Consider the following 21,683-nt stretch of genomic DNA (forward strand, 5'->3'; position numbering starts at 1 on the left):
GCGCCCCCGGCAGCCGCGAACCGTGACGAGGAGGCGCCGGGCATCCCCGGACGGCCACTCGACCACGCGCGGGTGTTCGAGCGGACCCACCCGGGCCATCAGACGAACGCGGGTCGAGGTGGTTGTGCGCCGGCGGCCTCGCGGCAGGCCGCGGCGAGGCGGGAGACGGCGTCTCGCAGCACCTCCGGCGGGAGCACGTACGGCACGCGTACGTGGTCGTCGAGGACGCCGTCCACGCCGAAGGCCGTCCCCGGCACGACGTGCACGCCGTACCGGGCCGCGGTCGCCGCCAGCGCCGTGCTCGACGTCCCCGGCAGCCGCACCCACAGTGACAGGCCGCCCGGCGGGACGGTGAACTCCCAGTCCGGGCACTCGCGGCGCAGGGTGTCGGCGAGGGCCGCGCGGTGTTCGCGCAGCATGGCACGCCGCTCGTCGGCCACCGCGTCCATGCGGCCGAGCAGCTCGGTGACGATCAGCTGCTCCAGCACCGGGCTGGCCAGATCGACCGACTCCCGGGCCTCGACCAGCCTGCGGACGAGCGCCTGGGTCGCCCGGATCCACCCGATCCGCAGGCCGCCCCACCCGACCTTCGACGCCGACCCGATGCTGATCACGCGCCCGTCGGTGTCATGGGCGGCGAGTGGGCGCGGCCTCGCGACGTCGTCCACGGCCAGTTCGGTGAAGGTCTCGTCGGTGATGACGTACGTTCCGGTGGCCCGCGCGGCCGCCACCAGCGCGGCACGGACGTCGTCGTCCATGAGCCGGCCGGTGGGGTTCTGGAAGTCGGGGATGAGGTACGCCAGCCGGGCGGCGGACTGCCGCAGTCCGCTCGTGATGAGCTCGGGATCCCAGCCGGCGTTGACGCCCGCCGGCACGAGGCGCGCCCCCGCGCGGCGCAGCGCGTCGAGGGCGTGCGGGTAGGTCGGTGACTCGACGAGCACCGGATCGCCGGGGCGTACGAACGTCTGGACGATGAGGCACACACCGTGCTGCGCGCCGGTCGTCACGAGGATCTGCTCCGGCAGGGTGGGCACGCCGCGGGCGGTGTAGCGCGCGGCGATCGCCTCGCGGAGCGTCCACAGCCCGAGCGGCTCGTAGCCGGGCCCGCGGGTGTGGCACGGGAGCTCGGCCACGGCGGCGGCGACGTCGTCCTCGAAGCCGCGCGGGGCGGGCGGTGAGACGCAGGCCAGGTCGATGAGCGTCCGGTCCTCGGCGAGGCCGTGGCGCGCCGCCGCAGGGCGGCCGGCGGGCAGTGCCGTCCAGCTGCCCGCGCCCTGGCGGCTCTCCACGTATCCCTCGGCGCGCAGCGCGTCGTACGCGGAGGTCACCGTCGTCCGGCTCAGTCCCAGGGCGGCCGCGAGGTCGCGTTCGGCGGGCAACCGCGTGCGCAGCGGGAGCCGGCCGTCGAGGATGAGACCTCGGAGGCTCCGCGCCAGCGCGGCGTACAGGGGCCGGCCCTCCGGCGCACCGCCGAGGAGCCGGGCAAGGCCGGTGGCATTGATCGTCCGTGACGCCATATAGCCACTTTTCCTGATTGGCCATTAATCGGCAAGCCACTTCCATGAGTGAATGAGTCATCCCGGACGAGCGACCACGAATCATCCAGGGATCCGCAGGCAGGCTCGTCAATGATCAGAGGAGACCCGTGATCGTCCGCCGATTGGCCCAGCTGTATGTCGGATTGGCCCTCTACGGCCTCGGCATCGCCCTCCAGGTGGCCTCACGGCTCGGCAACGACCCGTGGGACACCCTCCACCAGGGGCTCGCCCGCCAGACCGGGCTGTCGATCGGCACGTGGATCATCATCGCCGGCGTGGCCGTGATGGCCCTGTGGATCCCGCTCCGCCAGCGGCCCGGGATCGGCACGATCAGCAACGCCATTCTCGTCGGCCTGTTCGCCGACCTCTTCCTGTGGGCGCTTCCCCATCCCGGCGGCCTCGCCCTCCGCTGGGGCTACCTCGTCGCGGCGATCATCGTCGGCGGGTTCGCGACGGGCTGCTACATCGGGGCCGGTCTGGGCCCGGGACCGCGCGACGGACTGACCACCGGCCTGGCCGCGCGCGGGCACTCTATCCGCGTCGTCCGGACCGGGATCGAGCTGACGGTGCTCGCCGCCGGCTGGGCGCTGGGCGGCACCGTCGGCATCGGCACGCTCGTCTACGCGGTGGCCATCGGCCCGCTCACGCACGTCTTCATCCCGATGCTGCAGATCAAGGGGGCACCGGAGCCGCACCGGCGCCCGGCCGTGCCCGTCCCGGCCGAGGGCTGCAACGCGCCCTGAGCTACGCCGTGGGGAGCACGGCGAGGGCCGCCTTCAGCCCGCGCCGCGAGTCGATTCCCAGCTTGCGGTACGCGCTGGTGAGGTGGATCTCCACGGTGCGCCTGCTGACGAACAACGTCTGCGCGATCTCCCGGTTGGTCGCCTCATCGGCGGCGAGCCGGGCGACGCGGAGCTCGGCGGCGGTCAGGGACAGCGGTCCGGTGAGCAGTTCCCGTCGCGGTCGCGCGCCCGTGGCGGTCAGCTCCTCCGTCGCCTGCGTGGCGAGCGGGCGGGCTCCGATCCGGGCCGCGAGGTCGAGACCCCGGCGCAGCGGTGGCTGGGCGTCGGCGCGCCGGCCCGCCCGGCGCAGGGCACTGCCGTAGTCGACGAGCGCGCGGGCCCTTACCAGATCCGCCGACGAGTGCTCCGTGACCGCCACGGCCTCTTCCAGGAGCGCGAGCCCGCCGGTGCCTCCCTCGATCAGGCCGGTCGCGCGCAGGGCGATGCCGATGGCGCGAGTGGCGCCGAAGCGGCGGGCGAGCTCCAGGTCCTCGGCGGCCAGGTCCATCGCCGCGGTGCGCTCGCCGAGGGCCAGATGGGCCAGGGCGGCGTCCGAGCGCCACTCCGCGAAGTTGGGATTGGTGTAGCCGGCGCCGCTGAGCGCGTCACCGCAGGCCCGCAGATCCCGCAGTGCTTCCTGGAAGCGGTTCTGCCGCAGCCGCAGCCGGCCGCGCGCCAGGTGGACGAAGTGGCCGATGAGGAGGCGCACCTGATCCTCGGCCTCCAGTCCGCGTTCGGCGAGGATGGTCTGGGCCTCGGCGACGGCCCCGCGTTCGGCGAGCGCGTCGACCAGGACGGCCGCGGCGAGCGGGATCTCGCGGGCCTGGTCCTCTTCGTGGAGGGCGAGCGCGGCACGGCCATCGGCCTCGGCGTCCAGCAGGCGCCCGGCGTGAAGGGTGGCCCGTGAGCGGAGCACGAGGAGGTAGCGGAACTCCCCGGCGTCGCCGCGGCGTCTCGCGTCGTCGATGCCGCGGTCGAGCACCGCGATGGACTCGGAATGATGATCGGCGATGCCCAGCGCGGCGTTGGTGAGGTTCGCCAGGACCCATCCGTCGCCTGCGGGCAGCGGTCCGCTCGCGGCCCTCGTCGCAAGGTCCGCCACCTCGGTCGCCGGACGGTCGCCCGTCACGCAGGCGCCGAAGGCCAGGCAGGCCAGGATCAGGCGTTCGGCGTCCGTGGCACCGCTCATGCCGGCGGCCAGCCGGTCCAGCCTGCCCATCCAGGTGCCGGGGGGCTCCCTGGAGGCGAACGTGGCCACCGCGAAGGCCGCGTGCAGCCGCAGCGGCAGTTCGGAGCCGGGGTCGCCGATCGCGCGGCGGGCTCGTTCGAACGTCTCCCGGGCCTCGTCGGCCCGCGGCCTGCACCATGATCATTCCGAGGTCCAGGGCCAGCTTCCCGCGCGCGAGCGGGTCCTCCGTCAGGTCGAACGCGGCGCGCAGCGCCTCGGCGGCCTCCTCCGGGCGGTGCGCCATCCCTTGGGCGTATCCGAGGTCGGCGAAGAGGCGGGGCCGCTCGGCCGCGGCGGCCGGCTCGGCGAGCGCGCGCGTCAGACAGGCCGCGGCCGTCTCGGGTGCGCCCCGGGCGAGGGCGCCGGCCGCGGCGGTGCGCAAGGCGCCGACGACGAACGGGTCGGCCTCGGGTTCGGCGGCCAGGAGGTGGGGGACGAGCGTCTCCGGCGGAGCGTCGTCCGCCGCGAGGATCAGCGCGGCCCGCTTGTGGTCCGCGGCGCGGCGCACGTCGCTGCCGTCGGCGTACACGGCGGTGCGCACGAGCGGATGGACGAATTCGATCGGGCGGGTCGCCGTGATGATCGACTCCCGGGCGAGCGCGTCGGCGATCTCGGCCGCCCTGGGCTGTTCGACGCCCGCGAGACGCGCCGCCCGGTGCAGGTCGGTGACCGGTCCTAAGACCGCGAGCGCGCGGGCGAGCCGGACGGCTTCGGGGCCCACGCCTGTCAGGCGGCTCAGCACGGCCCGGGAGACGGTCTCCGGGCGCAGGTCCTCCACGCGTCCCGCCTCGGCCGCCACGGGCCGGACCCGATTGGCGCGCAGGCTGGTGAGCGCCTCGGCGAGCAGGAACGGGTTCCCGCCGGTCGCCCGGGCGCAGGCCCGGCAGAAGACGTCGTCGGCGGCGCCGGACATCCGCTCCCGGACGAGCCCGGCGACGGCCCGGTCGCTGAGCGGGCGCAGGACCAGGACCTCCGGGTGGGTCCCACTCAGCGCGCGGGTCAGGCCGGAGCCCGGCGTCCCCGGGCGTCCGCAGAGCAGGAGCAGGGCGGGCAGATCCGCGATCCGCCGGGCCAGGTGGGAGATGAACCGCAGCGACGCCTCGTCGGCCCAGTGCGCGTCGTCCACGGTCAGCATCAGCGGGCCCTGCTCGGTCAGGTTGGAGCACAACCAGTACAGCCCGTGCACGACGTTGCCGGTGGCCGACTCGGGGCCGCCCCCGGCGCCGAACACCGGTGAGGCGAGCGCCGCCGCGCCGCTGAACGGCTCCGAGTCGGCCGACCGCAGCACGGGCTCGAACAGCTGCCGGACGATCGCGAAGGGCAACTCCTGTTCCAGCTCGCCGCCGACCGCCGTGAGAACGCGGACACCGCGGTCGCCCGCCGCCGCCTGTGCCGCCCGAAGCAACGCCGTCTTGCCGATGCCGGGAACCCCTTCGACGAGCAGGACCGCGCCCCGGCCGGCGCGGGCGGCCGTGAGCAGGTCGCTGATCGTGGCGAGCTCCTGGTCGCGCTCGTACAACGGCATCGGCGCTCCCCCGGTCGTCCACCGCGCTCACGCCCGGTCGGCGAAACACTTCGGTGGGTACCACGATGCAGGATCAGCCCCGCCGAAGCCATGGTTTCCTCAGGAACGCCGAGCCGGAACCCCGGACGCCGCGGGTCGAACCCGACCGGCGGGCACCGGTCGGCTCCGATCGGCGGGAGCCCGGAGGCCGTGGTGTGCGCCCGCGCCTTCTCCCCCTGATCCGAGGAGGAACCGTGGTCACGCGGCAGATGCTCTCAGCGGCCGTCTGCGCGGCGGCCCTGACGATCGCCGCTTGTTCGCTGGCCCCGGCGATGATGCCACGCGGCTACGCCGGGCCGGTCCGCGCGCTGGACAGCACCCCCGCGGTCACCGGTGGTGACTCGTCCCCGCCCGTCGTCCCGACGCCGTCGGCCGGATCTCCGGAGCCCCCGCCAGAAGCCATTTTCCCCCACGTCACGGCGGTCGTCAGCCCGGGTTCCGGCCACCCCGGGGACTCGATCAGGATCTCGTTCGTCATCGACAGACCTGGATGGAGGGTCGACTTCTGCAAGGTGAGGTTCCGCGCGGGTCCGACCACGACCTGCCCGACCGGCTCGGGCGGACCCGTCGACCTGCGCGTCCCCGCGGACGCCGAACCCGGCAACACCTCGATCGACTGGACCGCCTACTACCGGCTCGATGAGCCGGGGACCTTCGACGGGAGTCGGCACGCCGATGACAGCGCGCCGTTCTTGGTGCTCGATGCGGCCAGTCCCGCCGGCAGTCCGTCGGACCCCGGCGATGGCCGGTCCTCCCCGGTGGAGTCGCCGATCGGACTCCCGGCCGGACCGCCGCGCACCGCCCCGGACTCGGCCGATGGGCCGTCCTTCCCGGGACTCCCCCTGCTCCTCGGGCTGGTCGTCGCCGCGGGCGGGGCCGCCGCCCTGGTCGCACGCCGGTCCCGGTCCCGTACGGCCGTTCCCGCGCCCAGCGGGCCGATGCGGCCGCAGGCCGGTCCGCGAATCCGGGCCGTGGCCCGCCCCGACCCCGCGATCCGGGTGACGGCGGAAGAACCCCCCGACGGCCGTACGAACGTCGTGCGGCTCGAGACCCACGGCGGCGTCGTGGCCGTGGACGTTCAGGAGGTCAGCGAATGATTCCCGCGGATTCCCCGGTCACCGCCCGGGTCGTCCTCTTCGGTACGGACGACGCGGTGGCGAGGCTGACCCGTGACCTCTCGTCCGGCCCGGCGGACGCGACACTCGGATCGGCGCTGCGCGGCCTGTCGGCGGCGGTCCGCGAGACGGCGACCCGTGAGATCGCCACTGTCGGCGCCGGGCTTCTCGAGCTCGATCTGGGCGGTCTGCTGGTGACGGGGTGGCAGAGGTACCGGGCGCTCGTCGAGGCGGGTCACCGGACGGCCGCGGCTCCGGGCCGGCAGGAGATCGTGGACATCCTCACCCACCGGATCGGCGTCTCGGCCAACCCGCACGTCGACCTGCTCGTCAACGACGTGCGGGTGGCGACGATCCACTTCGGCCTCGGACTCGAGTTCCAGGTGCGGGCGCTCACGGCGGTGGTCCGGGCGGGACGGATCGTCGCCCTGGAGTCCGGACGCTGCAAGGTCACGGCGAGCCTCTCGATCGAGGGGGTCGAGGTGGCCTCCCGTTCCGCGGAGTCCGACCTGCGCCTGCTGGTCCACGTCGGCGCGGGCATCCCCCTCGTTCCCGAGGCGCCGGACGTGAACGCCCCGCCGCCCGGCCACGGATTCCCGGGGGCACCCCGGCGGGGCGGTCCGGTCCCGCCAGGACGGAACGGTCGGATCCGCTGAGGGGCAGCGGCCACGCCCGCTGAGGCGGAACGGCCGACCCCCGCAGGGCGAGAGACCGGGCAGGCCCGCCAAGGATCGGGAGGGCCCCGCCGGGGCGAGCGGGGGCGGCCCTGGCCGGGCGGAGTGGCAGGTCAGGCGCCGGCCGGTCCGGTCCCGGTGGCGCCGGTCCCCGGCTCGAGCCGCCGTCCGACGGTCCCGGCGGCCCGGCGCGCGGCCGACAGCGGGGTGGCGACGTCCTCCAACGACGTGCGCTCGGCCCGTACGCCACAGATCGCCTCGACCAGTCCGGCGAGGAGCATGATCCCCGCCGCGATCAGGTAGGCGATGAACAGCCGGCCCGGGTTCGGGTGGTCCTTGTCCCCGATCAGCGAGCCGAAGATCGTCGGGCCGAGCGCGCCGAACACCTGCGCGACCGCGAAGAACAGCGCGATCGCCTGGGCCCGGAGCTCCAGAGGGAAGATCTCGCTGACGGTCAGGTAGCCGGAGCTGGCCGCCGCCGAGGCGATGAAGAAGATCACCGACCAGAGGATCGTCTGGGTCAGCGCCGACAGCTCCCCGAGCTTGAACAGGTAGCCGCTGATCGCCAGCAGCGTCCCGGACAGCAGGTAGGTCCCGGCGATCATCCGCTTGCGGCCGATCGTGTCGAACAGGTGCCCGAGGACCAGCGGGCCGAGCAGGTTCCCGGCGGCGAAGGCGAAGAAGTACTTCGGGACGTCGTGGTCGGCGACGCCGTAGAAGTGGGTGAGCACCAGCCCGTACGTGAAGAAGATCGCGTTGTAGAGGAACGACTGGCTGATCATCAGCACCGCGCCGAGCAGCGACCGCGAGGGGTACTCGCGGAACAGCGTGCGCCCGACGGTGAGGAACGACACGGACTCGTGCGGGTGGACGTCCAGGTAGCGGCTCTCGTCGACCGGAGGCAGGCGATGCCCCGACGCCTCGACCTCGCGTTCGATGAGCGCGACCGTCTCCTCCGCCTCCTCGGCGCGCCCGTGCATGAGCTGCCAGCGGGGGCTCTCCGGCAGGGTGCGGCGCAGCCCCCAGATCCCCACGCCGATCACCGGCCCGATGAAGAAGCCGATCCGCCAGCCCAGGTTCTGCGGCAGCAGGTCCGGGTTGAGCAGCACGTACTCGCCCAGCGAGGCGAGGATCGCGCCGAACCAGTAGGTGCCGCTGACCGCCAGATCCACCCGGCCGCGGTACCGCGCGGGGATCAGCTCGTCGATCGCCGAGTGGATCGCGGCGTACTCCCCGCCGATGCCCATCCCGGCCACGAACCGGAACAGCAGGAAGATCCCGTAGTTGAACGACAGGGCGGTGAGGGCGTTGGCCGCGAGGTACAGCCCGAGGGTGGCGATGAACAGCTTGCGGCGGCCGAGCCGGTCCGACAGCCGGCCGAACACCAGCGCGCCCGCCACCTCGCCGAGAAGGTAGACCGTCGCGGCGAACCCGACGTCCCGCGAGCTCAACCCCAGCGTGCCGTGGTGTTGCAGCACCGGCCCGACGATGCTGGCGATCTGGATCTCCAGCCCGTCCAGGACCCAGGCGACGCCGAGCGCGACGATCATCCGCGTGTGGAACCGCGACCAGGGGAGCCGATCGATCCGCGCGGGTACCAGGCTGCGAACGACGTCCGGCGACGCCGCCGGGTGATCGGTCTCGTGCATGTCATCTCCTTGGTCCGCGCACCATTGCGAGGGACAGAGGAGACGTAACCGACCGATTCCCCGATAAACAACGCGCGGAACGGGCATGTTTGACGGTTACGCGACCGTGGCGAAGCGCTACCGTACGACGGGGATCCGCTACAAGAGGGGGCTGGGGTGCCCGGACGTATCGAGGACTACGCGCTCATCGGTGACCTGTTCAGCTGCGCGCTCGTCGGGCGGGACGGCTCGATCGACTGGATGTGCCTGCCGCGCTTCGACTCCCCCGCCTGCTTCGCCGGCCTCCTCGGGACGCCCGACAACGGCCGATGGCAGATCGCCCCGGTCTCCGGCGGCCAGGCGACGCGCCGCCGCTACCGCGGCGACACCCTGATCCTGGAGACCGAGTGGGACACCCCGGACGGCACCGTCCGGGTGATCGACTTCATGCCGGAGCGCGGCGAGGCGGCCGACGTCGTCCGCATCATCGAGGGCGTCTCGGGCCGGGTCCCCATGCGCCTCGATCTGAGGATCCGGTTCGACTACGGGCGGGTCATCCCCTGGATGCGCCGCATCGGCGACCATCTCACCGGCATCGCCGGTCCCGGCTCGGTCTGGCTGCGCACCCCCATCGAGCTGGAGGGCCGCGACTTCGCCCACCGCGCGACGTTCGTCGTCTGCGAGGGCGACTCGCTGCCGTTCGTGTGCACGTGGCATCCCTCGCACCTGCCCGCTCCGCGCGACGTCGACCCGTACGAGGCCCTCGAGGGCACCGAGCGATTCTGGACCGACTGGGCGCGGCAGTGCACGTACGACGGCCAGTACCGTGACGCGGTCGTACGCTCGCTGGCCACCCTCAAGGCGCTCACCTTCGAGCCCACCGGCGGGATCATCGCCGCCGCCACGACCTCGCTGCCGGAGGCTATCGGCGGGGTGCGCAACTGGGACTACCGCTTCTGCTGGCTGCGCGACGCGACGATGACCCTCGAGGCGCTGCTGCGCAGCGGCTACCGCGACGAGGCGAAGGCCTGGCGGGCCTGGCTGATGCGCGCCGTGGCCGGCGAACCCCAGGACCTGCAGATCATGTACGGCGTGGCCGGGGAACGCCGGCTGGAGGAGTACGAGTTGCCCTGGCTGCCCGGGTACGAGGACTCCCGGCCCGTCCGTGTCGGCAACTCCGCGTCCAAGCAGCTGCAGCTCGACGTCTTCGGTGAGGTCGCCGACTCGCTGTTCCTCGCCCTGAACAGCGGGATCCAGCCCGAACGGCACGCCTGGTCGCTGCAGCGCGCGCTGACGGGCTTCCTGGAGGAGCACTGGGGCGACCCGGACGAGGGCCTGTGGGAGGTCCGCGGGCCGCGGCGGCAGTTCGTCCACTCGAAGGTCATGACGTGGGTCGCGGTCGACCGCGCCGTCCGCATGATCGAGACCTTCGACCGCCAGGGCCCGCTGGACAAGTGGCGGGCGCTGCGCGACGAGATCCACCGCGAGGTGTGCGCCAAGGGGTTCGACTCCGACCGCGGCACGTTCACCCAGTCGTACGGGTCGCAGGAGCTGGACGCCGCCCTGCTGCTCATCCCCCGGGTCGGCTTCCTGCCTCCCGACGACCCGCGCGTCGTCGGCACGGTCGAGGCGATCCAGCGCGAGCTCACCGTCGACGGCTTCGTCGAGCGGTACCAGACCGGCGAGCAGGAGCACGGCGTCGACGGCCTGCCGGGACGCGAGGGCGCGTTCCTGGCCTGCAGCTTCTGGCTGGCCGGCGCGCTGCAGCAGATCGGCCGGGTCGACGAGGCCCGCGAGCTCTTCGAACGGCTGCTGGACCTGCGCAACGACGTCGGTCTGCTGGCGGAGGAGTACGACCCGCGGCTGCGCCGTCAGGTGGGCAACTTCCCGCAGGCGTTCAGCCACGTGCCCCTCGTACTCACCGCCTACGACCTCGACGGCCACGACGGCATCCGCCGCTCGCGCGCCGCGAGCTGAGCCGCGATCGGATCAGCGACATGAGCGAACGCGGCGTCCTCTACCTCATCGTCTGCGCGTCTTCGCGAGCTCGCCGCATCGCGGAGTTGGTCGGGCTCCTTCAGGCCGATGGCTGGGACGTCTGTGTCATCGCCACGCCGCAGGCCCGGAAGTTCGTCGACACCGACGCGCTCGCCACGCAAACGGGTCACCCCGTCCGTCACGACTACAAGCACCCCGACGAGCCTGACGTGCTGCCTGCCGCCGATGCCATGGCGGTCTGTCCGGCGACCTTCAACACGCTGAACAAATGGGCGCTGGGCATCAGCGACACGCTGGCGCTGGGGCTCCTCACCGAGGCGATCGGCCTCGGCCTGCCGCTCGTGGCCGCACCGGCTCTGAACAGCGCGCAGGCCGCGCACCCGGCCTTCGGCCAGAGCCTCGCCGTCCTGCGCGCCGCCGGAGTGAACGTCCTGTACGGCCCGGGCATCTATGAGCCGTCACCGCCCGGGAGCGGAGGCGGGGATTACCCCTGGGAGCCGGTGATCGAGGCCCTCAAGGCTCAGTAGCCCTTGATCTGCGGCCAGGTGAGCTCGACGCCGTCGCGTACCAGGTCGTCCTGGAAGTCCTGGAGCAGACGTTCGGTCGCGTGCACCTGTTCCGGCTCGACGCGGTGCGCCAGGCAGTGCGCGGCGAGTGCGCCCGCGACCTCGCCGATGTTCCACTCGACCGGGTGCAGGCGGTAGCAGCCGTTCGTGATGTGCGTCGTCCCGATGTTCTTCGAGGCCGGCAGGAGATTGCGCAGTCGTACCGGGATGAGCGCGCCCAGCGGGATCTGGAAGGGACAACTGGCGACGTCGATGTAGGTGTCGCCGCCGGTCGACGGGTGCAGGTCGATGCGGTACATGCCGACGCCGACCGAGTCCGGATACCGCACGGCGCCATGCGCTCCACGGACGGCGAGGGACAGGTCCTGCTCGACGATGGTGCGCCTGGCCTGGATCCGGCGGGACTCACGGATGTACGGCGCCTTGGCCAGGCCGTCGCCGGTCCCCATCACGCCCCCGTGCAGCCGGAGTCCCGGCCACCCGGCGCCGCCGTCGGGGCGAGACCGGGTTGCTCGGGGTCGCCGTCCGGTTCGCCGACCATCTCGCCGAGACGTTCGGACCCGGCAGGCGCACCGAGCTGGACGGTCACCCGGCGGTCGAGATGGGCCTCGTCGAGCTGTACCGGCAGACCGGCACGCGGCGATACCTCGAACTGGCCCGGTACTTCGTCGACGCTCACGGACACGGAAACGCGACCAAACCGGGCTTCGACCCGTCCCGATCACCCTCGTCCCGTACTACGCCTGGGCCAACCGCGGCCCCCACGCCATGCGGATATGGATCCCGACGCTCGACCGCCGGTGAGCCGCACGAAAATCGGTGTGTCCGCGGAAACTCGGCCGCTACGATCGCGGAAACTTGATCATGGCGACAGTGACGTGCCGCCCACGACCGTTCCTGGAAAGGGCGCTCCCGATGACGCGGATTCCGGAACAACGGCCCGGCCACCCCGAACTGCTGGAACGGGCGCATCCCTTCCGGCAGTGGAAGACCTGGCGGATTCCCGGTACCGAGCTGACCCTCAGCGGCTACTCCCGCGCGAACGACAAGACCTTCTTTCACATCCCCGAGCTGCGGTGCAGCCTCGACGCGGGGCTGTGTGAAGGGCGGCAGGTCGACACGGTCTTCCTGACGCACACCCACCACGACCATTCCAAGGACCTCGACTACCTGGCTTCCAAGGACTCGGGCACGGACATCTACCTGCCGGCCGAGGCGGTGCCGTACGTGGAGTCCTACCTGCGCGCGTCCGCCGAGCTGAACCACGGAGCGGGGTTCGACCCGGCCCTGGCGGGGGGCCATCGCCTGCACGGTGTACGGCAGGACGACGAGTTCGTCTTCGGGCGCCGCGGACACCACGTGCGGGTGGTGGAGTGCGAACACAAGGTGCCCTGCGTGGGATATGCCTTCTCGGAGCGGCGCAAGGCGCTGCGGCCGGAGTTCGAGGAGCTGCGGAGGTCTCTCGCGCAAGAGGGCCGGGGCCGGGAGTTCGGCCGGATCATGGCCCGGAAACGCGCGGAGGGTGTCACGGTCGACGAGGAGGTCCACCGGCCGCTGTTCGCCTTCCTCGGTGACACGCACGTGAACGTGTTCGAGCGGAATCCATGGCTCTTCGAGTACCCGGTCGTCATCACCGAGTGCACCTTCATCGACGATGCCGAGATGGATCGTGCGAATCGGGTCGGGCACACGGTGTGGAGCCGGCTCCGGCCCGTGGTCGAGGCTCACCCGGAGACCTTGTTCGTCCTGACCCACTTCAGCCTGCGCTACTCGGACCGGGAGATCCTCGCGTTCTTCCGGCGGGAGTGGGAGGAGGCGAAGGACCCGCGGCCGGACAACGTCGTGTTGTGGGCGCACCCGGAGAGCCGCCTGCCCGAGCAGCACCAGCACAGCACGTCCTGAGCCTGGGCGGGCCGGCGGCGGTCAGTCCGCCATCCGCCACGTCTTCCGGGGCTTGCCGTGCATCCGTCCGGGGATGCCAGGGCGTTGCTGCCCTGGGCGGGGTCCGGTGGGCGGGCGGTAACCGACGCCCAGCGCGTCGAGGCGGGCGTAGTGCGCCGCGTTCATCCGGCGTTCGAAGCCGGCGAAGTCGCGTTCATCCGGGTGCGGCAGGTCGGACCAGGCCACTTCGGCGAACGCGACGAGCCGGGGGAACGCCTGGTAGTCCACCCGGCCGCGGTCCTCGGCGACTTCGGTCCACAGATTGGCCTGGGTACCGATGACGTTCGCCGCATACGGCGTACCGGTCAGCCGGGGCGGGATGGGCTCGAACCGGTAGACGTCCTCGAGCGTGTGCACCCACCCGACGGGCACGGGCTCCTCGGCACCGTGGGCCTGGACGTGGTCGAGGTAGACCTCCTGCTGAGGACACATCACCACACTGTGGCCGGCCTCCGCGGCGGCGATCCCGCCTCGGTACCACCGCCAGCACATGACGGCGGCGTCCTCCGCCAGGCCGCCTTCCAAGATCTCGTCCCAGCCGATGAGCCGCCGTCCACGCGCGGCGAGCCACCGGTCGAAGTGACGGATCATCCAAGACTGCAGCTCGTCCTCGTCCTTGAGCCCCAGGTCACGGATGCGCGCCTGAGCCGTGGGCGACTCGCGCCACTGGTCCTTGCGGCACTCGTCACCGCCGATGTGGACGAACCGGCCGGGGAAGATCTCCAGCACCTCCTCCAGGACGTCCTCGTAGAAACGCAGCACGACGTCGGTGGGGGCCAGCACGTTGGGGTTGATGCCCCAGTCGGTCAGCACCTCCAGCGCGGCGGTGTCGATGACGTCGGCGTTTCCGAGCTCGGGATGAGCGGCGATGGCCGCCTGCGAATGACCCGGCAGGTCGATCTCCGGGAGGACCGTGACGTGCCGCTCCGCCGCGTACGCGACGATCTCCCGCAGGTCGTCCTGCGTGTAGAAGCCGCCGTGCGGCCGCTCGTCCCAGAGCACCGGCTCACCCCAGCCCATGCGAGTCCGCCGCCGCCAGGCGCCGATCTCGGTCAGCCGGGGGTGCCGTTCGATCTCGACGCGCCACCCCTGGTCGTCGGTGAGGTGGAGGTGCAACACGTTCAGCTTGTGGGCGGCCAGCAGGTCGACATAGCGCAGCACATCGTCCTTGGGCAGGAAGTGCCGCGCGACGTCGAGCATGAAGCCCCGCCAGGCGAAACGCGGCGCGTCCTCGATCGTCACGTACGGCACCGTGACCGGTTCCGGCGCGATGGGGGCGCGGCGAAAGGCGTCCGGGCCCAGCAGCTGCCGCAGGGTCTGACGGCCCCAGAAGACACCGGCCTCGTCACCGCCCACGATCTCGGCGCCGTCGGCCGACACGGTCAGCCGGTACGCCTCCGGCGCGAGCGACGGATCGACTCCGGTACGCACCTTCCCGCTGAACGGCCCGGAGCCTCCCAGCCGCTCGAGCCGACGGGGGGCGGGTATCAAGCTCACCTCGGTCGCCACACGTCCAGTCTCATCGCGGAACGACTCACTCGCCAGGCCCGTGCCGGCCCCGTACTCAGTACACCTAGGGAAGGTCGTCGAGGAACTGGAGGAAGTCGGCCGGCAGGACGAGGCGGCCTCCGACGGAGCGGGTCTCCAGCAGGGTCAGGGTGCCGTTCCTGACCCAGAAGAGCTCGGGGGTGAGCGAGCCGGGCCCCTCGTCGTAGGCGTTGCGCGCGAAGGCGTGCAGCCGCTCGGCGGTGATCATCGCGGTGTTCTTGCGGATCGCGCAGGCGGCGATCGCGCTCCGGGTGGGCGCGACGGCGAGCGCGCCGTACGGCCCCGGATCGAGGTAGGCGTCCAGCCAGAGCAGGTGCGTCGCGGCGTAGAACGTCTGCCCTTCCAGCACCCGGATGCCGGTGTCGTCGATGACGTCGCACTCCAGGGGGCCGTCGGCGCGCACGCCGTCGCGGCCGACGGCGAACAGCTCATCGGCCGTCACCGGCCAGGTCACGGCGTCGTCGGTGACGATGGTGCGGACGGTCGTGGGAGTGTCGGCGACGATCGCCTCGATGAGCCCGGGCGCGAACGGCCGGCAGATGAGGCGGCCGGTGCGGGCCTCGGCCGGATAGACGCGGGCCCGCAGCAGGCCCTTGACCAGCGGGAAGTCGCGCAGGTCCAGCGGCTCCTCGATGGCGGTGATGATGGTGCCGACGTGGTCGGCGACCAGTGCGGGCCAGTCGTCGCGGGGCACCTGCCGGGCCAGTTGCCGCAGGTTACGCATGCCGATGTGCAGGCGCTGCGGGCCGTCGAGGAGCATGGCGTCGTTCTGGACGGGACGGCAGCCGTAGCCGTGGCTCTCGGCCACGAGCACGACGAGCGAGTCGAGGGCCCGGTCGTCGCCGCCGGCCGGGGCGGGCCGGTGGTCGCGGCGTTCGAAGGTCGTCATGGTGTCTCCCCCGCGAAGGCGCCCGGAGGTCCGGTCCGCCGCCCCCGGGCGTCCGGCACGCCCGGGTGGAGTACGAGCGCGTCCGCGTCGAGGAGGACGGGAACGCCCAGCCGGATGGTGAGCTGCCGGGGGCCGTGCCCGACCGGCACGCCCGTGAGGATCGGCACGCCGAGCGGGCCGAGGCGGTCGGCGAACACCGCGTCGAGGTCGCCGCAGCCGGTCCAGGTGCCGAGGACGACGCCGGCGACGCCGTCGAACCAGCCCGACTGGCGGAGCTGGGTGAGCATGCGGTCGACGCGGTAGGGCGCCTCATGGACGTCCTCGAGGAACGCGACGCGTCCGGTCGCCGGCTCCGGAGCGTACGGCGTGCCGAGGAGGGAGGTCAGGAGGCAGAGGTTGCCGCCGGTCAGGACGCCGGTGGCGCGGCCTCCGCGCAGCGCGTGCGTGCCGTGCACGGGCGCTCCCCGGTCGAAGAGGCCGGCGCGCAGGTGGGCGACCGCCTCCGGCTCGGCGTCGGCGACGATCAGTGAGGAGGCCATGGGCCCGAAGGAGGTGGCCACCCCGAGCCGCCGCCCGAAGGCCACGTGCAGGGCCGTGACGTCGCTGGATCCGTGGAGGATCTTGGGGGTCGCGCGGCGGAGCGCGGTCCAGTCGAGGTGGTCGAGGACCCGCGTCGCACCGTAGCCGCCGCGGGCGCACAGGACGGCGGCGACCCGCGGGTCGCACCAGGCCTCCTGCAGGTCGGCCGCGCGGCCGGCGTCGGCGCCGGCGAGATAGGGCACGTCGGGAGCGGTGTCGAGGACGTGCGGACCGATGGTGACCTCGAGGCCGAGGCCGCGCAGCACCGCCGCACCGCGCTCAAGACGGTCGGGATCCACCGGACCGCTGGGGGCGACGACGGCGACTCGATCCCCGGCATGGAGGGACGATGGCTGACCGCCCCCGGGGTCGCGCATCCGCCCCTCCTTGTTATGTGCTGCGTCAGAGCATGACACCAAAAACCCCCGCAGCGGAAGAGGTCAGGTGCCGCGCGCCCGAGCCCTCGGCGTCAGCCCACCTCTGACAGCAGGCGGTCAGAACCTCCCCGATCGGCTCGTTGATCACGGGCGGGCAAAGCGATCATACGGCGTTCACCACCCCTGGACGATCCAGAGCCCGTCTCATGTCCGGCCGCCGGTCAGTCCTCCGGCGGCCCGAGCCGGGAATCGGCGTCTCCGCGTTCGAGCAGGCCGTCAAGGAGCTTGCGCAGCAGTTCGGTGAGCCGGTCGCGTTCGGCCGGGCTGAGGTGATCGATCAGGCCGTCCTCATAGCGGAGCAGCCCCTCGACGCTGCCCTCGATCAGCGCGTGCCCGGCGTCGGTGAGCTCGACGCGGAGCGTACGGCCGCCGGGGCTGCGGACGGCACGGACGGCCCCGGCGGCCTCCGCGCGCGCCACCCGCTGGCTGATCGCGCCGGCGGTGACGAGGCACTGGTCCTTCAGCCGGGCGGGTGTCATGGCGTACGGGGGGCCGGCGCGCCGCAGGGTGGACAGCAGGTCGAGGGTCGCGCTGTCGATCCCGAGGCGGGTGAGGGTGCGGCGCCGCTCGTCACCGAGGATCTTCGCCGCCCGCCACACGCGGGTGATCACGCCGATCGACTCCACGGGGACGCCCGGCAGCTCGCGCAGCCAGGCGTGCTGAATCTCGTCGACGGCGTCGGGCTCACGGGAAGAGCCGGGTTTGCGTTCAGCCTCCACGCCGCCTAGCGTAACTGACATTGTTTAGCTCTAAACAAGGAGGTTTGTGATGACACGGACGGCCGTGGTGACCGGCGGCGGCACCGGCATCGGCCGGGCGATCGCGGAGACGCTGATCGAGCAGGGCCTGGACGTGACGATCACCGGACGCCGCAAGGAGGTGCTGGAGGAGACCGCCACCGCGATCGGGGCGCGTGCCGTGGCGTTCGACGCGGCGGACCCGGCCGCGGTCGAAGGAGCGCTCGCCGAGCTGCCCGACCGGGTCGACGTGCTGGTCAGCAACGCGGGCGGCAACGCCGAGCGCCGCCTTCCCCCGGTCGACGACGGCGACCTGGCGGGACTGCGCGAGCGGTGGCTGGCGCAGTACGACCAGAACGTGATCAGCGCGGTGCTCGTGACGACGGCGTTGACGCCCCGCATCGCCGACGACGGCCGGGTCATCCTGTTCGGGTCCATCGCCGGCGCGCGCGGCAGCGGCGCGTACGGCGCGGCCAAGGCGGCCGTGCACAACCTGGCCGCCGACCTCGGGGCCCGGCTCGGCTCCCGGGGCATCACCGTGAACACCGTGGCGCCCGGCCTGGTGGAGGACACCGAGTTCTTCGGCGGGACGCTGACCCAGGAGCGGCGCGAGTGGCTGCACTCCCAGACGTTCAACGGCCGGGCGGCCACGCCGGGCGAGGTCGCGGCGACGGTGGCCTTCCTGGCGTCCCCGTCGGCCGGGCACATCACCGGCCAGGTGATCCACATCAACGGCGGATCGTTCCTGGGCCGCTGACCGCCGAACAGGCGAGGAGCCGCCGCGCGACCGTCCACGGGCCGTGATGCATGATCGGAGGATGCGATTCTCTGGACGCGTGGTCGCGGTGACCGGTGCCGGCATGGGGATCGGGCGGGCGATCGCCCGGAGGTTCGGCGCGGAGGGCGCCGAGGTCCTCGTCGCCGACCTGGACGCCGCGAGCGCCGAGCGCACGGCCCGTGAGATCCCCGGCGCCCGGGCGCTCGCCGTCGACGTCACCGACCGCGCGAGCGTCCGGGCGGCTCTGGCCGGCACGCCCGTGGACGTCCTCGTCAACAACGCCGGCGGCGCGAGCGACGCCGCGTTCGAGACGCTGTCCGAGGAGGTCTGGGACCGGGACGTCGACCTGTGCCTGAAGGGGACCTTCCTGTGCACGCAGGCCGTGCTGCCCGCGATGCTCCAGCGGGGCGGCGGCGCGATCGTCAACATCGCCTCGGTCAACGGCGTCGTCCACGTCGGCAACGAGGCCTACAGCGCGGCCAAGGCCGGGGTCCTGAGCCTCACCCGGAGCGTCGCGGTCCGCTACGGCCCGCAGGGGATCCGCTGCAACGCCGTCGCGCCGGGCACGATCCGCACCGGCACGTGGGACGACCGCGAACGGCGCAGACCGGGCGTCCTCGACCGGGTCGCGGACTGGTATCCCCTGCGCCGGGTGGGCGCCCCGGACGACGTCGCCGCCGCCGTGGCCTTCCTGGCCTCGGACGACGCGGCCTGGATCAGCGGCGTGACGCTGCCCGTGGACGGCGGCCTGCTGGCGGGAAATCAGCGCATGGCCGACGACATCATGGACGGCTGAAGACGGCTCGTACGGCGGCTTCATCGCCTTCGACGTCGACGAGTCCACGGGCGTCGTCGAGGGTGAGCGCACCCGCTGCCAGCCCGAGAACGATCGAGGCGTCAGCGCGCACGACGGCATCGAGATCGCGACCATCGTGCAGGCTCACCTCCATGCCCGAGCGCGTCGCCCGCACCTGAAGCAGCTGATCGTCGACCGCGATCCCCACCGTCGACGACCGGCGTGCGGCCGTCCTGCCGGCGAGCAGGGCCGGGAGGGCGACGACGAGCCATTCGGCGCGGAAACGGTCGCCGCCCGGGCCCCGCGCCATCAGCGGCGTGGACCAGCGGATGAGGCCCTCGACCGGCTCCCGCAGCTCGGCGCCCCACGGGGTGAGGGCGTACACGATGGCGTTGCCCTCCTCGGCCAGGTGCCGCTCGACCACTCCGGCGGTCTCGAGATCGCGGAGCCGGTCGGCGAGCAGGTTGGTGGCCACGCCCGGGAGCCCGCCCAGCAGCTCGCGGTAGCGGGCGGGAGCCATGAGGAGTTGACGGACGATGAGCAGGTTCCACCGGTCGCCCACGACATCGAGTGCCCGGGCGAGACCGCAGTACTGGCCGTAGCTTCGACTCATCTCACCTACTTGACAATTTCAAGCTTGCCTGACTGAATCCAGCATAACCGGTGAAAGGAGGCTGGTCATGGCTGACACGGTCCCGGCTACGGCGCGCAGTGGTGCGCCCGACACCCTGACCCAGGCTCGTACGGCGTTGCGGGACGTCGCCCCCCGGCTCGCCGCGCTTGTGCGGAGCGCCCCTGACGCCGACTCCGCCTCGGTCGGTACGTGGACGGTGGGCGAGGTCGCGGCTCACCTCTCTCACGTTTTCCGCCTCGACGCCGACGCCATCGCCGCAAGACCGGTCCCGCAGGCCATCGTGACGACGGCGGGAATGGCCGAGGTCAACGCGAAGATGCTGACCGAGGACGGCGAACGGGACCCGGCCGTGCTCGCGGATCGCATCGGCACGCTCGCGGACGAGTTCGACGACGTCGTGTCGCGTTCGCGGGCGACCACCGTCGACTGGCTGCAAGGTATCCGCCTGCCGCCTTCGGCGGTGGCTTGTCACCTGCTCGAGGAATGCCTGGTCCACGGCCATGACATCGCCAGGGTCACTGGGAGCCCGTGGCCGATCGAGCGTCACCACGCTCTGCTCGCGATCGAGGGAGCCGCGCTTCCGCTCATCGCGGCTCTACCTCCCACCGCTTTCCTGAACCAGGAGAAGGCCGCCTCCTTCCGGGCCCGGTTCGATGTGCGTCTGCGCGGAGGTGGGCGCACGTCGCTCGTCTTCGACGGCGGTTCGTTGACGCTCGACGCGGCGGGCGCACGTGACGTCGACGCCCACCTCTCCGCCGACCCCCTGGCTCTCATGCTGCTGTTCATCGGCCGGCAGGGGCTGTGGAAACCGCTTCTCGGCGGGAAGCTCGCCGCTCGGGGTCGCCGGCCGTGGAAGCTCGCTCGCATGCTCAGCGTCATAAGCCCCCCGTAGCCCGTCAGCCGGACGATCGGCCGGGCAGTCCGCGTGAGGTCCCGGAGACTGCCGGGGTGGTCGTGCGAGCGGCCCCGGGTCCTGGCCCGGACGGGGCCCTGTTCCACAATCGGAGGAGGAGTCCGAATCCGGCCGCCCGCCGAGGCGGGCCTCAGGAGCGGGAGGAGGCGCGCCCCGCGCCGCGGGGCGCTGGACGGCCATGACGCATCGATCGATCAGCCGGCGGGACGCGCTCCGCGCGGGCGCCGGGCTCACCGCCGTGGCCCTCGGGCCGGCGCGCGAGGCCGCCGCGGACGCGCCGACGCCGGAGCAGCAGGCCGGGCAGCGGGTGATCTTCTCCTACTCCGGACCGGCCGTGCCGCAGCCCCTGCTCGACCAGGTCCGGGCCGGCACCGCGGCAGGCGTGATCTTCTTCGCCGACAACGTCACCGGTCTGGATCAGATCGCCTCGGTGATCCGGCGGCTGGAGGCCGCACGGCGGGCCGGGCCGGTGCCGGCCCCGCTGCTGCTGATGACCGACCAGGAGGGCGGCCGGATCCGACGCCTGCCGGGCGGCCCCCTCATGTCGCAGAAGGAGATCGGCGCGGCGTCCGACCCCCTCGCGTCCGCGGGGCGGGCGGGCGAGGCCGCCGGACAACTGCTCGCGAGCGTCGGGATGAACGTCAACCTCGCTCCCGTGCTGGACGTCCATCGCGTCGAAGGCGACTTCGCCGACCGGCTCGGGCGCTCGTACAGCACGGATCCGGCCGTGTGCGGCCGGCTGGGCGCCGCCTTCGTCACGGCGCAGCAGCGGACCGGGGTCGCGGCGACCGTCAAGCACTTCCCCGGGCTCGGTACGGCCGGCGCGGCGAGAACACCGACCTGCGACCCGTCACGCTCGACGTCCCCCGCGCCGTCCTGCAGCGCGTCGACGAGCCACCGTACGCTCCGGCGATCGCGGCCGGCGTCAAGCTCGTCATGCCGTCGTGGGCCGTCTATCCGGCGCTCGACCCGGCCCGGCCCGCCGGCCTGTCCCCGGTCGTCCTCCGTGAGCTGCGCGATCGGTTCGGGTTCCGGGGCGTGACGGTGAGCGACGCCATCAACGCCGGCGCGCTGACGGCGTTCGGCACGTACGCGCAGCGGGCGGTGGCCGCCGCACATGCCGGGGTCGACCTCATCCTGGTCTGCTCCCAGCGGGTCCCGGACGGGCAGGCGGTCGTCGCCGGCCTGGCCGGCGCTCTGCGGAGCAACCGGCTCGACCGGGGCGGCTTCGACGCCGCCGGGACGCGGGTCACGGCCCTGCGGCGCGCTCTCGGCTGAGCCTGATGCCCCGCCGGACCGAGCCCACGCCACGGGCCGATTGAGCCCGGCGACCGGCTC

The 21,683-nt window shown here is 72.7% G+C and carries 21 protein-coding genes and 3 pseudogenes; 14 read left to right on the forward strand and 10 right to left on the reverse strand.

Features of this window, described 5'->3' with window-relative positions:
* Nucleotides 1-98: 98 nt before the first annotated feature.
* Nucleotides 99-1,517: a MocR-like transcription factor YczR gene (gene yczR / locus ACYVF7_RS35255; protein WP_460349261.1), complete on the reverse strand. Its 1,419-nt coding sequence runs from the start codon at nt 1,515-1,517 to the stop codon at nt 99-101.
* A 128-nt stretch (nt 1,518-1,645) separates the two neighbouring features.
* Between yczR and yczE the strand changes: the two genes are divergently transcribed.
* Entirely contained in the window at nt 1,646-2,281 is a 636-nt protein-coding gene (yczE, locus tag ACYVF7_RS35260; protein WP_460349263.1) for a membrane protein YczE, read from the forward strand.
* A gap of 1 nt (nt 2,282) precedes the next feature.
* On the opposite strand, the gene ACYVF7_RS35265 is transcribed toward yczE, so the two are convergent.
* A complete protein-coding gene (locus tag ACYVF7_RS35265) occupies nt 2,283-3,539 on the reverse strand; it encodes a LuxR C-terminal-related transcriptional regulator (RefSeq protein WP_460349265.1) in 1,257 nt (418 codons plus the stop codon).
* A gap of 31 nt (nt 3,540-3,570) precedes the next feature.
* On the opposite strand from ACYVF7_RS35265, the gene ACYVF7_RS35270 reads away from it, so the two are divergent.
* Nucleotides 3,571-4,227, forward strand: a complete 657-nt coding sequence (locus ACYVF7_RS35270; protein ID WP_460349267.1) for a hypothetical protein — start codon at nt 3,571-3,573, stop codon at nt 4,225-4,227.
* A gap of 384 nt (nt 4,228-4,611) precedes the next feature.
* On the opposite strand, the pseudogene ACYVF7_RS35275 reads toward ACYVF7_RS35270, so the two are convergent.
* A pseudogene (locus tag ACYVF7_RS35275) lies at nt 4,612-5,073 on the reverse strand (AAA family ATPase); the annotation flags it as partial.
* Nucleotides 5,074-5,306: 233 nt separating this feature from the next.
* On the opposite strand from ACYVF7_RS35275, the gene ACYVF7_RS35280 reads away from it, so the two are divergent.
* Both ACYVF7_RS35280 and ACYVF7_RS35285 read left to right on the forward strand, forming a co-directional pair.
* Nucleotides 5,307-6,209, forward strand: coding sequence for a hypothetical protein (locus tag ACYVF7_RS35280; protein ID WP_460349270.1), 903 nt, complete (start codon nt 5,307-5,309; stop codon nt 6,207-6,209).
* A complete protein-coding gene (locus tag ACYVF7_RS35285) occupies nt 6,206-6,883 on the forward strand; it encodes a hypothetical protein (RefSeq protein ID WP_460349272.1) in 678 nt (225 codons plus the stop codon). Before ACYVF7_RS35280 ends, ACYVF7_RS35285 begins: the two co-directional genes overlap by 4 nt.
* A gap of 131 nt (nt 6,884-7,014) precedes the next feature.
* Here the strand turns inward: ACYVF7_RS35285 and ACYVF7_RS35290 are convergent, their stop codons facing one another.
* Nucleotides 7,015-8,550, reverse strand: a complete 1,536-nt coding sequence (locus ACYVF7_RS35290) for an MFS transporter (RefSeq protein WP_460349274.1) — start codon at nt 8,548-8,550, stop codon at nt 7,015-7,017.
* Between the two features lie 156 nt (nt 8,551-8,706).
* Between ACYVF7_RS35290 and ACYVF7_RS35295 the strand changes: the two genes are divergently transcribed.
* Together ACYVF7_RS35295 and ACYVF7_RS35300 are read left to right on the forward strand one after the other, a co-directional pair.
* A complete protein-coding gene (locus ACYVF7_RS35295; protein WP_460349276.1) occupies nt 8,707-10,506 on the forward strand; it encodes a glycoside hydrolase family 15 protein in 1,800 nt (599 codons plus the stop codon).
* 20 nt (nt 10,507-10,526) lie between these two features.
* Nucleotides 10,527-11,054 carry a flavoprotein gene (locus ACYVF7_RS35300; protein ID WP_460349278.1) on the forward strand — a complete coding sequence of 176 codons (528 nt, stop codon included), beginning with the start codon at nt 10,527-10,529 and terminating at the stop codon, nt 11,052-11,054.
* On the opposite strand, the gene ACYVF7_RS35305 is transcribed toward ACYVF7_RS35300, so the two are convergent.
* The gene (locus tag ACYVF7_RS35305; RefSeq protein WP_460349280.1) at nt 11,048-11,542 is read right to left on the reverse strand and encodes an FAD-dependent oxidoreductase; all 495 of its coding nucleotides are present in this window, start codon (nt 11,540-11,542) and stop codon (nt 11,048-11,050) included. The two genes, ACYVF7_RS35300 and ACYVF7_RS35305, sit on opposite strands and share 7 nt — an antisense overlap.
* A gap of 59 nt (nt 11,543-11,601) precedes the next feature.
* Between ACYVF7_RS35305 and ACYVF7_RS35310 the strand changes: the two are divergent.
* The 3 genes and pseudogenes from ACYVF7_RS35310 to ACYVF7_RS35320 form a co-directional block, all read left to right on the forward strand.
* A pseudogene (locus ACYVF7_RS35310) lies at nt 11,602-11,724 on the forward strand (hypothetical protein); the annotation flags it as partial.
* A gap of 11 nt (nt 11,725-11,735) precedes the next feature.
* Nucleotides 11,736-11,897, forward strand: coding sequence for a hypothetical protein (locus ACYVF7_RS35315; RefSeq protein WP_460358281.1), 162 nt, complete (start codon nt 11,736-11,738; stop codon nt 11,895-11,897).
* A gap of 111 nt (nt 11,898-12,008) precedes the next feature.
* Nucleotides 12,009-12,995: an MBL fold metallo-hydrolase gene (locus tag ACYVF7_RS35320; RefSeq protein ID WP_460349282.1), complete on the forward strand. Its 987-nt coding sequence runs from the start codon at nt 12,009-12,011 to the stop codon at nt 12,993-12,995.
* Nucleotides 12,996-13,016: 21 nt separating this feature from the next.
* On the opposite strand, the gene ACYVF7_RS35325 is transcribed toward ACYVF7_RS35320, so the two are convergent.
* The 4 genes from ACYVF7_RS35325 to ACYVF7_RS35340 form a co-directional block, all read right to left on the reverse strand.
* The gene (locus ACYVF7_RS35325) at nt 13,017-14,531 is read right to left on the reverse strand and encodes a beta-N-acetylhexosaminidase (RefSeq protein WP_460349284.1); all 1,515 of its coding nucleotides are present in this window, start codon (nt 14,529-14,531) and stop codon (nt 13,017-13,019) included.
* Nucleotides 14,532-14,607: 76 nt separating this feature from the next.
* Nucleotides 14,608-15,471 carry a hypothetical protein gene (locus tag ACYVF7_RS35330; protein WP_460349286.1) on the reverse strand — a complete coding sequence of 288 codons (864 nt, stop codon included), beginning with the start codon at nt 15,469-15,471 and terminating at the stop codon, nt 14,608-14,610.
* On the reverse strand, nt 15,468-16,427 hold the full coding sequence (locus ACYVF7_RS35335) for a S66 peptidase family protein (protein ID WP_460349289.1): 960 nt from the start codon (nt 16,425-16,427) through the stop codon (nt 15,468-15,470). Before ACYVF7_RS35335 ends, ACYVF7_RS35330 begins: the two co-directional genes overlap by 4 nt.
* A 221-nt stretch (nt 16,428-16,648) precedes the next feature.
* Entirely contained in the window at nt 16,649-17,206 is a 558-nt protein-coding gene (locus ACYVF7_RS35340; protein WP_460349291.1) for a MarR family winged helix-turn-helix transcriptional regulator, read from the reverse strand.
* A 49-nt stretch (nt 17,207-17,255) separates the two neighbouring features.
* Between ACYVF7_RS35340 and ACYVF7_RS35345 the strand changes: the two genes are divergently transcribed.
* Both ACYVF7_RS35345 and ACYVF7_RS35350 read left to right on the forward strand, forming a co-directional pair.
* Nucleotides 17,256-17,981 (forward strand): SDR family NAD(P)-dependent oxidoreductase, encoded by a 726-nt coding sequence (locus tag ACYVF7_RS35345; protein ID WP_460349293.1) that lies wholly within the window; start codon nt 17,256-17,258, stop codon nt 17,979-17,981.
* Nucleotides 17,982-18,042: 61 nt separating this feature from the next.
* Entirely contained in the window at nt 18,043-18,798 is a 756-nt protein-coding gene (locus ACYVF7_RS35350) for a glucose 1-dehydrogenase (protein WP_460349295.1), read from the forward strand.
* On the opposite strand, the gene ACYVF7_RS35355 is transcribed toward ACYVF7_RS35350, so the two are convergent.
* Nucleotides 18,785-19,411, reverse strand: a complete 627-nt coding sequence (locus ACYVF7_RS35355; RefSeq protein WP_460349297.1) for a winged helix-turn-helix transcriptional regulator — start codon at nt 19,409-19,411, stop codon at nt 18,785-18,787. The two genes, ACYVF7_RS35350 and ACYVF7_RS35355, sit on opposite strands and share 14 nt — an antisense overlap.
* Nucleotides 19,412-19,478: 67 nt before the next feature.
* Here ACYVF7_RS35355 and ACYVF7_RS35360 point away from each other — a divergent pair, with 67 nt between their 5' ends.
* The 3 genes and pseudogenes from ACYVF7_RS35360 (at nt 19,479) to ACYVF7_RS35370 (ending at nt 21,623) form a co-directional block, all read left to right on the forward strand.
* Nucleotides 19,479-20,324, forward strand: a complete 846-nt coding sequence (locus ACYVF7_RS35360) for a maleylpyruvate isomerase N-terminal domain-containing protein (protein WP_460349299.1) — start codon at nt 19,479-19,481, stop codon at nt 20,322-20,324.
* A 199-nt stretch (nt 20,325-20,523) separates the two neighbouring features.
* A pseudogene (locus ACYVF7_RS35365) lies at nt 20,524-21,156 on the forward strand (glycoside hydrolase family 3 N-terminal domain-containing protein); the annotation flags it as partial.
* Complete coding sequence (locus tag ACYVF7_RS35370; RefSeq protein WP_460349302.1) at nt 21,075-21,623, forward strand: glycoside hydrolase family 3 N-terminal domain-containing protein; 549 nt, start codon at nt 21,075-21,077, stop codon at nt 21,621-21,623. The pseudogene ACYVF7_RS35365 and the gene ACYVF7_RS35370, both read left to right, overlap by 82 nt.
* The last annotated feature ends 60 nt before the right edge of the window (nt 21,624-21,683 follow it).

The sequence above is a fragment of the Actinoallomurus acanthiterrae genome (assembly GCF_054775715.1).

Excerpts from the sequence above, each read along its gene's own strand:
- ACYVF7_RS35265 (WP_460349265.1), bottom strand. The coding sequence starts at position 3,539 with ATGGGCAGGCTGGACCGGCTGGCCGCCGGCATGAGCGGTGCCACGGAC.
- ACYVF7_RS35350 (WP_460349295.1), top strand. The coding sequence starts at position 18,043 with ATGCGATTCTCTGGACGCGTGGTCGCGGTGACCGGTGCCGGCATGGGG.
- ACYVF7_RS35345 (WP_460349293.1), top strand. The coding sequence starts at position 17,256 with ATGACACGGACGGCCGTGGTGACCGGCGGCGGCACCGGCATCGGCCGG.
- ACYVF7_RS35285 (WP_460349272.1), top strand. The coding sequence starts at position 6,206 with ATGATTCCCGCGGATTCCCCGGTCACCGCCCGGGTCGTCCTCTTCGGT.
- ACYVF7_RS35360 (WP_460349299.1), top strand. The coding sequence starts at position 19,479 with ATGGCTGACACGGTCCCGGCTACGGCGCGCAGTGGTGCGCCCGACACC.
- yczR (WP_460349261.1), bottom strand. The coding sequence starts at position 1,517 with ATGGCGTCACGGACGATCAATGCCACCGGCCTTGCCCGGCTCCTCGGC.
- ACYVF7_RS35300 (WP_460349278.1), top strand. The coding sequence starts at position 10,527 with ATGAGCGAACGCGGCGTCCTCTACCTCATCGTCTGCGCGTCTTCGCGA.
- ACYVF7_RS35355 (WP_460349297.1), bottom strand. The coding sequence starts at position 19,411 with ATGAGTCGAAGCTACGGCCAGTACTGCGGTCTCGCCCGGGCACTCGAT.
- ACYVF7_RS35305 (WP_460349280.1), bottom strand. The coding sequence starts at position 11,542 with ATGGGGACCGGCGACGGCCTGGCCAAGGCGCCGTACATCCGTGAGTCC.
- ACYVF7_RS35330 (WP_460349286.1), bottom strand. The coding sequence starts at position 15,471 with ATGACGACCTTCGAACGCCGCGACCACCGGCCCGCCCCGGCCGGCGGC.
- ACYVF7_RS35290 (WP_460349274.1), bottom strand. The coding sequence starts at position 8,550 with ATGCACGAGACCGATCACCCGGCGGCGTCGCCGGACGTCGTTCGCAGC.
- ACYVF7_RS35335 (WP_460349289.1), bottom strand. The coding sequence starts at position 16,427 with ATGCGCGACCCCGGGGGCGGTCAGCCATCGTCCCTCCATGCCGGGGAT.
- ACYVF7_RS35320 (WP_460349282.1), top strand. The coding sequence starts at position 12,009 with ATGACGCGGATTCCGGAACAACGGCCCGGCCACCCCGAACTGCTGGAA.